This is a genomic window from Streptomyces sp. P5F9, assembly GCF_057961495.1.
Genome location: NZ_JBXVPZ010000422.1, coordinates 1 through 8,525, shown reverse-complemented (window position 1 = coordinate 8,525; position 8,525 = coordinate 1). Strand labels below are relative to the sequence as shown.

10 protein-coding genes and 1 pseudogene are annotated in these 8,525 nt (G+C 69.8%); 7 read left to right on the top strand and 4 right to left on the bottom strand.

Annotated elements, in window-relative coordinates:
- The 5 genes and pseudogenes from AC31A1_RS40990 to AC31A1_RS40970 form a co-directional block, all read left to right on the top strand.
- Window positions 1–358: pseudogene (locus AC31A1_RS40990) on the top strand (ATP-binding protein); the annotation flags it as partial.
- 50 nt (window positions 359–408) lie between these two features.
- A complete protein-coding gene (locus AC31A1_RS40985; RefSeq protein WP_106971782.1) occupies window positions 409–834 on the top strand; it encodes a roadblock/LC7 domain-containing protein in 426 nt (141 codons plus the stop codon).
- A 2-nt stretch (window positions 835–836) separates the two neighbouring features.
- Window positions 837–1,214 carry a DUF742 domain-containing protein gene (locus AC31A1_RS40980; RefSeq protein ID WP_366495173.1) on the top strand — a complete coding sequence of 126 codons (378 nt, stop codon included), beginning with the start codon at window positions 837–839 and terminating at the stop codon, window positions 1,212–1,214.
- On the top strand, window positions 1,192–1,794 hold the full coding sequence (locus tag AC31A1_RS40975; protein ID WP_393753427.1) for a GTP-binding protein: 603 nt from the start codon (window positions 1,192–1,194) through the stop codon (window positions 1,792–1,794). Before AC31A1_RS40980 ends, AC31A1_RS40975 begins: the two co-directional genes overlap by 23 nt.
- Window positions 1,795–1,826: 32 nt before the next feature.
- Entirely contained in the window at window positions 1,827–2,423 is a 597-nt protein-coding gene (locus AC31A1_RS40970) for a GAF domain-containing protein (RefSeq protein WP_489658170.1), read from the top strand.
- An 86-nt stretch (window positions 2,424–2,509) separates the two neighbouring features.
- On the opposite strand, the gene AC31A1_RS40965 is transcribed toward AC31A1_RS40970, so the two are convergent.
- Together AC31A1_RS40965 and AC31A1_RS40960 are read right to left on the bottom strand one after the other, a co-directional pair.
- Window positions 2,510–3,745, bottom strand: a complete 1,236-nt coding sequence (locus AC31A1_RS40965) for an acyl-CoA dehydrogenase family protein (protein WP_489658169.1) — start codon at window positions 3,743–3,745, stop codon at window positions 2,510–2,512.
- Window positions 3,746–4,226: 481 nt separating this feature from the next.
- Window positions 4,227–5,087, bottom strand: a complete 861-nt coding sequence (locus tag AC31A1_RS40960; RefSeq protein ID WP_489658168.1) for a helix-turn-helix transcriptional regulator — start codon at window positions 5,085–5,087, stop codon at window positions 4,227–4,229.
- Between the two features lie 213 nt (window positions 5,088–5,300).
- Between AC31A1_RS40960 and AC31A1_RS40955 the strand changes: the two genes are divergently transcribed.
- The gene (locus AC31A1_RS40955) at window positions 5,301–6,209 is read left to right on the top strand and encodes an SDR family NAD(P)-dependent oxidoreductase (protein WP_489658167.1); all 909 of its coding nucleotides are present in this window, start codon (window positions 5,301–5,303) and stop codon (window positions 6,207–6,209) included.
- A gap of 4 nt (window positions 6,210–6,213) precedes the next feature.
- A complete protein-coding gene (locus AC31A1_RS40950) occupies window positions 6,214–7,224 on the top strand; it encodes an aldo/keto reductase (RefSeq protein ID WP_489658166.1) in 1,011 nt (336 codons plus the stop codon).
- Between the two features lie 7 nt (window positions 7,225–7,231).
- On the opposite strand, the gene AC31A1_RS40945 is transcribed toward AC31A1_RS40950, so the two are convergent.
- Together AC31A1_RS40945 and AC31A1_RS40940 are read right to left on the bottom strand one after the other, a co-directional pair.
- On the bottom strand, window positions 7,232–8,029 hold the full coding sequence (locus AC31A1_RS40945) for a DUF1963 domain-containing protein (protein ID WP_489658165.1): 798 nt from the start codon (window positions 8,027–8,029) through the stop codon (window positions 7,232–7,234).
- Between the two features lie 105 nt (window positions 8,030–8,134).
- The coding region (locus AC31A1_RS40940) for a PhzF family phenazine biosynthesis protein (protein WP_489658164.1) at window positions 8,135–8,525 on the bottom strand (391 nt) is incomplete at its 5' end.

Here is an 8,525-nt window from a genome sequence, read left to right as displayed (position 1 = left end):
GCCGCCGCCCACGTTCCGCCAGCCGCTGCCCCCGGCCCGCTCCGGGAACGCGCCGATGCCCGTCGTGCACCAGCACCCGCAGCAGCCCCAGCAGCAGCACCCCAGGACCGTGGAGCCGTCGGCGCCGCGCGAGCGCGGGTCCGTGCCGTACGGCAGGGAGTCCCGGGACGATCGGCCGCGTCTGCCCCAGCGGCACGCGCAGGAGCACCTCGTACCCGAACTGCGTGAAGGTCCCGCCCCGCGCAAGACCGAGGAACAAGAGGTCGAGCACGATCCGGGACTGATGGCCATGTTCCGGCGCGGAGTCAGCCTCGCCGACAACGAACCCGACGAGCCTCCCACTGACAGCGCTCGCTGACCGCAGGCTCCGTTACTCGCACTAAGGAGAAGAACGCCACCGTGAGCGACATGCACGCCGGCCAGCAGAACCTCGACTGGCTCCTGGCGGGACTCGTCCAGAGGGTCCCTTATACCCGCAGCGCAGTGCTGCTGAGCACGGACGGCCTCGCGAAGGCCGCCGACGGGCTGGAGACGGCCGCCGAGGCCGAGCATCTGGCCGCCCTGGCCTCCGGTCTGCACTCGCTCGCCCGTAGCGCGGGCGCGCAGTTCGCCCAGGGCGCCGATGTGCGGCAGGTGGTCGTGGAGCTGGACAGCGCCCTGCTGTTCGTGTGCGCCGCGGGCTCCGGCGCCTGTCTGGCCGTGCTGGCCGACCGGGAGGCCGACGCGGCCGTCCTCGGTTACGAGATGGCCATGCTGGTCAAGAGTGTCCGTCCCTATCTCGCCACGCCGGTCCGGCAGCAGGGGGCCGGTTCGTCGATGGATCCGAGGCGCTGACCATGTCGGACGCGGAGGACGGGTCGTGGCTCGACGACGAGGCGGGGCGGTTAGTACGGCCGTACACGGTCAGTAACGGTCGCACCCGTCCCTCGGCGCACTTCGACCTGCTCACCCTGGTGATGGCCACCGGCACCAGGCCACAGAGCTATCTGGGGCCCGACTACGACCAGGTCCTCACCCTGTGCGGTACGCCCATCTCGGTCGCCGAGGTGGCCGCGCATCTGCGGCTGCCCGCCGTGATCACCAAAGTTCTGCTCTCCGACCTCGTGACGCATCAGGCGCTCACCCTGCGCTCGCCGCGTGCCGTCGAGGCGGCCTCCCCGACCGACCGAAACCTCCTGGAGGCGGTGCTGCATGGACTACGTAAGCGGCTCTGACCCCTTTCCCACCGCCCTGAAGATCCTCATCGCCGGGGGCTTCGGGGTCGGCAAGACCACGTTCGTCGGTGCGGTCAGCGAGATCGAGCCGCTGAGCACCGAGGAACTGCTGACCTCCGTGAGCGCCCGCACCGACAGCCTGGTGGGCATCGAGGACAAGTCGACCACCACCGTGGCGATGGACTTCGGCCGGATGTCCCTGGACAAGGAACATGTCCTCTATCTGTTCGGTACGCCCGGGCAGGAGCGGTTCTGGTTCATGTGGGACGAGTTGTCGAACGGTGCGCTGGGTGCCGTGGTGCTCGCGGACACCCGAAGACTGGATCACTGCTTCGCCGCCGTCGACTTCTTCGAACGGCGCGGCATCGGCTTCATCGTGGCCGTCAACGAGTTCGACGGCGCGTACCACTACGAGTCCGACGAGATCCGCGCCGCCCTCGACCTCAAACCCGACGTACCCGTCGTGATGTGCGACGCGCGGCAGTGCAACTCCGGTACCCGCGTGTTGATCGCACTCGTACAGCATCTGCTCGCCTCGACTCCCGGCACCCCGCCCGCGGAGCTTTACCCGTCGCGCTGAGCCCACGCTCGACGCGACCGAATGGAGCCTGCATGTCAGCCCCGGTTCCCTACTCCACCCAGAACTCGTACGACCCGACCAGCCATCTGCTGCTGACTCCCGAGGACCGGGAGGCGGCCGCCCGGGTGGCGCGGCTGCGCGAACTCGGCCTCGGGAACGCGCCGATCGCGGAGTTCGACGAGTTCGCCCGCAACCTGGCGCAGGTCACGGGTGCGCCCTTCTCGATGGTCAACTTCATCGACGAGAACCGCCAGTACTTCGCCGGTCTCTACGCCGGTGGCCGTCCGGGCGTCCAGTTGGCGCCGGAGGAGCAGCCCGAGGTCGGCCGGACGATGACGCGTGATCAGGGGTACTGCCCGCACGTGGTCGTGCGGAAGAAGGCGCTGGTCCTGGAGGACGTCTGCGACTACCCGCGGTTCGCGGGGAACAGCGTCGTGGACGAGATAGGCATCCGCTCGTACATGGGCGCGCCGCTGATCGACTGGAAGACGGGCATGGCCCTGGGCACGATCTGCGTGGTCGACACGGACACCCATCCGTGGGGGCGCGAGGGCCTGGCGACGATCAAGTCGCTGGCGCAGCAGCTGGTCGACCGGCTCCACGCGATGGAGACCCGGGGCGGGATCTGAGCCCGCTGCCGCACCGGCCGCCGGGGCGAGGAGAGTTCAAGTACGGGAGCCGCGGGCACGACACTGTGTCCGTGGCTCCCCGGTGTTCAGCCCGCCTGCCCGGCCGTCTCCAACTGGCCCAGACGGCGCGGGGGTTGGACGGTCCGCACGAGGTCGGCCAGTCGCTCGGACCACTGGCCCTTGGCGGTGCCGAGGGCGACCTCGCCCAGCCTCAGCAGCTGGATGTCGGAGGTGCCGGCGGGGGCGTAGATGTGGTGGGCGTCGCGCAGATAGCGCTCCACGGGGCGGTCGGTGAACAGACCGCTGGCGGCATGGATCTCCATGCTGTCACGGGCGGAGTCGACGGCCGCCTCGACGTTGAGGAGTTTGGCGTTCATCAACTCCGCGTCGCAGGACAGCCCTTGGTCGAGGAGGTGGACGGCGTGGTAGGCGGCAAGCCGGGCCGTCATCAGCCGGGACTTCATCCGGCCGAGCTTGAGTTTGATGTTGGTGAGGTCGCCGAGCGGTGCCCCGAAACGCTCGCGCTCGATGCACAGGGCCGTCGTCTCCTCGAAGGCGGCCTGGTGGATGCCGAGGGAGACGGCCGTGAGGTTGGGGCGGCCGTAGAGGATGCTGGAGGAGTAGGCGACGGCCAGGCCCTGGCCCTCTGTGCCGAGCCGATTGGCCGCCGGTACACGGCAGTTCTCGTAGATGATCTCGCCGAAGCTGAAGCCGTGCAGACCCATGGCGGGCTGCTGCTCACCGAGCGAGAAGCCGGGGCGGTCGGACTCGACGAGGAAGGCCGACAGTCCCTTCGAGCCCTCGCCGGTGCGTACGACCACGCCGTGCACGTCGCCGACGTGGCTGTTGCCGACGAAGACCTTGCGGCCGTTGAGGATGTAGTCGTCACCGTCCCGGACGGCCGTGCTGCTCATCCCCAGCACGTGGCCGCCCGACTCCGGTTCGGTCACGGCGATGGTCGGCAGGCAGTCGCCGGCGGCGATGCGCGGCAGCCACTTCCGCTTCTGCTCAGCGTTCCCGAAGTGAATGATCTTGGCCACACCGAGCTGGGAGGCCTGAACCATGGCTCCCATAGCACCGCATACACGGGCGAGTTCTTCGATGGTGATGGTCTTGGCCAGGTGCCCGGCGCCCATTCCGCCGTACTCTTTCCCAATGGTCACGCCGATCCAGCCCTGCCGGGCGATGAGACTGGACAGCTCGCGCGCCACCGTGCGCGACTTCTCCATCTCCGCTATCCGCGGACGTACCTCGCGTTCGGCGAACTCGCGCACGCGTTGGCGCAGGTCCTCGTGCCACCCGCTGGTGAAATAGCGTTCCACAACCCCTCCTGCACGCTTCCTCCGTGTCCGGCTCGATCCGGAGGTCGTTCGTCGGGCAGTGGTTCGTCGCCCTTGGGCGCCTGCCCGAAATATTGTCTACTTGTCGACCCATCTCAGCCAAGATCACCTCACGAGGTTGACTGAAACCCGGCGCCTTGCCCGGAGTCCCAACTGTGCGATATGGGCCACGACATGATCTCATCCGGCCAAGTAACGAAGAGAAACCGCCCAAGGGCGATCAGGTCGCACCCAATTCGGACAGAGGCCTGCCTACCAGGCACATGCCGGACGGACGTAGCGCGGCTCACATCGACAATCAGTCACGTTCCTGCTGACCGATAAGCGAGCCCGGCCGGTTCCCTGACCTACGTTCAACAGGCGAACATCAGCCACTTCCGCGGGGAGGAGGGGACGGTTCCGTCGCATCAACCTGCGCTTACGTCGCTCCGGCCCCACCGCTCACACCCGGAGACGCGCCGGATCACTCGGTGCCGGCGGCGAACCGGTCGGTGCCGAGCACGGTGAGGAGAGCGAGTTTCTCGTGGCTTTCCGTACCGGGGGTGGCGGTGAAGATGAGCAACGACTGGCCCTGGTCCGGTTCCAGGAGGAGCTGGCAGTAGAGGTCCAGCCGGCCGACCTGAGGATGGACGAACCGTTTGGTCTCGCTCCAGCGCAGGCCCACCTCGTGCCGCTCCCACAGCCGGGCGAACTCGTCGCTGACGCGCAGCAGGACGTCCGCCAGGCCCGCCGCGGGCGAGCCGGGCCCGTCCCGGGTGACGGCGGCACGCAGCAGGGCGACGTTGGTCCGGCTGTTGGCGTCGTGCTGACCGGGGGCATAGCACTCCCGCTCGGCCGGGTCGGTGAACCAACGGAACGTCGCGCTACGGGAGTTGCCGGTGTACCGGGTCTGCTCGCCGAGCAGTGCGACGGCGGACGGCGTCTGCAGCAGCGTCTCCCCCAGCGGTCCCATGACCTGTGCGGTGGTGTCGGCCAGGCCGTCCATGACCCGCATCAGGCCAGGGCTCACGTGCTCAAGTCGCGTGTCCCGGCGGGCGGTTCGGTACCCGGCGAGCAGGAACAGGTGATCGCGTTCGTCCGGGGTGAGCCGCAGGCCGCGGGCGATGGCCGCGAGCATCTGCTCCGAGGGCTGCGGCCCGTCGCCGCGCTCCAGCCGGGCGAAGTAGTCGGCGGACATGGTGCACAGCTCCGCCACCTCCTCGCGGCGCAGGCCCGGAGCGCGTCGGCGCTGCCCTCGGCGCAGCCCGACGTCCTCCGGTTGCAGGGCCGAGCGCCGGGTGCGCAGGAAGGCGCCGAGGGACGAGCGGTCGAACGTGTGGTCCATGGTCCTCATCGTTCGCCATCCGGCTCGGGTTAGCCACGACCTGGCGTTCAGTGGTTGCGGAGGTCCTTCCGGGGGCTGTGGCGGGGCGGGTTCACTGGCGATGCGATCAGCGACGCGATCAGCGGTACGGCCCGTGATGCGGCCGGCGATGTGAGCGGCACCGCGATCGCCGGTCGCGAAGATTCACACGCCACGATTCAGGAGCCAAATGCCATGACCCGTATGCCCAGTTGGACCGCGCACGACCTCCCGGACATGACCGGCCGTACGGTGGTGATCACCGGTGCGGGCCGCGGCCTCGGCCTGATCACGGCACGCGAACTCGCCCGCGTCGGTGCCCGTGTCGTGCTGGGGGTACGCGACACCGGCAAGGCCCGGCACGCCGTCGCCGGCCTGCCCGGCACCTTCGATGTCCGGCCGCTCGACGTGTCGGACCTGACCTCGGTGCGCGCCTTCGCCGACGCGTGGTCCGGCGACCTCGACATCCTGATCAACAACGCCGGCGTGATGGACATCCCGGCCGCGCGTACCGCCGACGGCCTGGATCTGCAGACCACCACCAACCACACCGGCCCCTTCCTGCTGACCACCCTGCTCCTCGATCACATCACCGACCGCGTCGTGCACGTCACCAGCGAGCTGCACAAGCAGGGCAGGCTCGACCTGGACGACCTCGACTGGCGCACCCGCAAGCACAGCGGGATGCAGGCCTACCAGGCCTCGAAGCTCGCGGTCGTCCTGTTCTCGCTGGAGCTCCAGCGCCGGCTGACCGCGGCGGGCCGTCCGGTTCGCTCGGTCCTGGCCAGTCCGGGCATCGCCCGCACCTCGCTGGCGGCCCACTCCCGGTCGAACGTCGTCAACCGCTTCACGTTCCTCACCAACGACCCCGAGCGCGGCGCACTGTCCGTACTCTACGCCGCGACCCAGGACGTCCCCGGCAACTCCTACGTCGGCCCGGACGGCCTGGGCGGCTTCCGGGGTTCCCCGGCCGTACGCCGACAGAGCAAGGCAGGCCTGGACCCGGCCATGGCCGCTCGCCTGTGGAACGCGACCGCCGACCTCGTCGGGACGGTCACCGAGTGGGCCGACGCGCTCGCCACCAGCACCGAGAGAGAACGGTAGAGACATGACGCTGCGGACACACAAGATCGGCCGGCACGGCCTGGTCACCTCCGTCCAGGGCCTGGGCACCATGGGCATGACCGCGATGTACGGCACCCCGGACGAGACCGAGGCGATCAGGACCGTGCACCGCGCGGTCGAGCTGGGCGTGACGATGTTCGACACCGCGGACATGTACGGCCCGTTCACCGGCGAGGAGTTGCTGGGCCGCGCGCTGGCGTCGGCTCCGCAAGCCCGCCGTGACGAACTGATCGTGGCGACGAAGGGCGGCGGCGTCACGCTCGACGGCGCCGGAAAGATCGTGGGCGGCCCCAACGGACGCCCCGCGTACCTGCGGGCCTGCGTGGAAGGCTCACTGCGCCGGCTGGGCACGGACCGCATCGACCTCTTCCATCTGCACCGGGTCGACCCGGATGTGCCCGTCGAGGAGAGCTTCGGCGCCCTGGCAGAGCTGGTGACGGAGGGAAAGCTGCGGTACCTCGGCATCAGCGAGGCGTCCCCGGCGAGCATCAGGGCGGCGCACGCGGTCGCCCCGCTGTCGGCGGTGCAGACCGAGTACTCGTTGTTCACCCGCACCGTCGAGGTCAACGGTGTGCTCGACACGGTCCGTGAGCTGGGCATCGGCTTCATCGCGTACGCGCCGCTCGGCCGCGGCTTCCTCACCGGGGCCGTGCGATCGGTACGCGACCTGCCGCCCGAGGACTTCCGTCGTACGGCACCGCGCTTCGCCGACGCGAACCTCGCACAGAACCTGTCCCTCCTCGACCGGATCGTCGCGACGGCGGAGACCCTCGGTGTGACGGCCGGTCAACTCGCGCTGGCCTGGGTGCTCGCCCAGGACGGAGTCACCGCCCTCCCGGGAACGAAGCGGCGCACCTGGCTCGAACAGAACGTCGCCGCCGGCGCCGTCGAACTCACCCCCGAGACCGTCGCCGCCCTCGGCGCCGCGATCCCGGTCGGAGCCGCGGCGGGAGACCGCTACACATCGATCGGCATGGCCTCCATCCAGGAGTGACCCGGGATCAGCACTGCTGCTCGTACTGGAGGCCCGCGTACTCCCGGGCGGCGATGCCCTCCCGGGTGCCCACGATCAGGTTCATGGTGAACACGTCGTAGTCGATCGCCTGCCCGGCCAGCTGCGCGAGCAGCACGAGTTCACCCGTGTCCGGTGCCATGTCCCACGGGTCGGAGAACCCGCCGATCCGCACACACACGCCGGGTCGACGCCCGCCGAAGGCGAGGTCGCCGACGGCCTCCTCGAAACTGTCGAGCGCTTCCTGGTCGACATCGCCGTCGCCGTTTCCGTCGCCGTCGAGGAACGCGCTGGTCTGCGGACCCCCTTCCCCCTCGCCGTCGAAGGTCAGGCCGGGCACGGCATACAGGGTGCGTGGTTCATAGACCCTGATCTCCCCGGCCTCACCGTCGAGTTCGTACGACGCGGGGCGCTCCGCGGTGCGTACCCCGGCAGGTATGTGGAGCACCGCGGACGACTCCGGCGGGTACTCGATCTCGGTGAAGAACAACAGGTGCCCATCGGCGGGCAGTTCGATGTCCAGGACGCCCTGCGGCAGGGCGGCACAGTCGACACTCAGCACCAACGGCTCTTTCCCGTCAGGCCAGTTCACCCCGTCCGGCAGCGCGGGAAGCCCACCCGTCCGCGCGGCGGGGCGGGCGTCCTCCCGACGCGACTCGGGCACCTCGCCGTAGGACACCAGGTAGAGGCACGGCCGCGCCCGGGCCATCAACTCCCGTACGACGGGGGCGGGTACGCCGTGTTCGGCGGCCGTCTCAAGGAGGAGGGGCTCGTCGATCGATGTCATGCCCGGGATCGTGCCATGGCCCACTGACATGTCGCGGATCGTCGCAATACGCCGGCATGGACTGGCTGGACAACCGGCACGGGAGTCTCGTGCGCGCCCGGCGCTTCAGCCGATCCGTGTTCCCGCGCCGCCGACGCGGACCCGCGGGTCGCTCGCGCGCAGCGTCACCGTGAGTTCGCCGGGGCGGCCGAGGTCCTCGCCCTGGTGCAGGGTGAGGACGGAGTCCTCGGGGACCAGGCCGAGTTCGCGCGCGTACGCACCGAACGCGGCCGCCGCGGCACCGGTCGCCGGGTCCTCGACGACGCCGCCGACGGGGAACGGGTCACGGACGTGGAAGACGGTGTCCGACTCCCGCCACACCAACTGGACGGTGGTCAGGTCGAGTTGGTGCATCAGGGCTTCGAGGCGGGCGAAGTCGTAGGCGAGGTCCGCGAGTCGGGCGCGCGTCGCCGCCGCGAGGACGAGATGGCGGGCGCCGGCGAAGGCGATCCGGGGC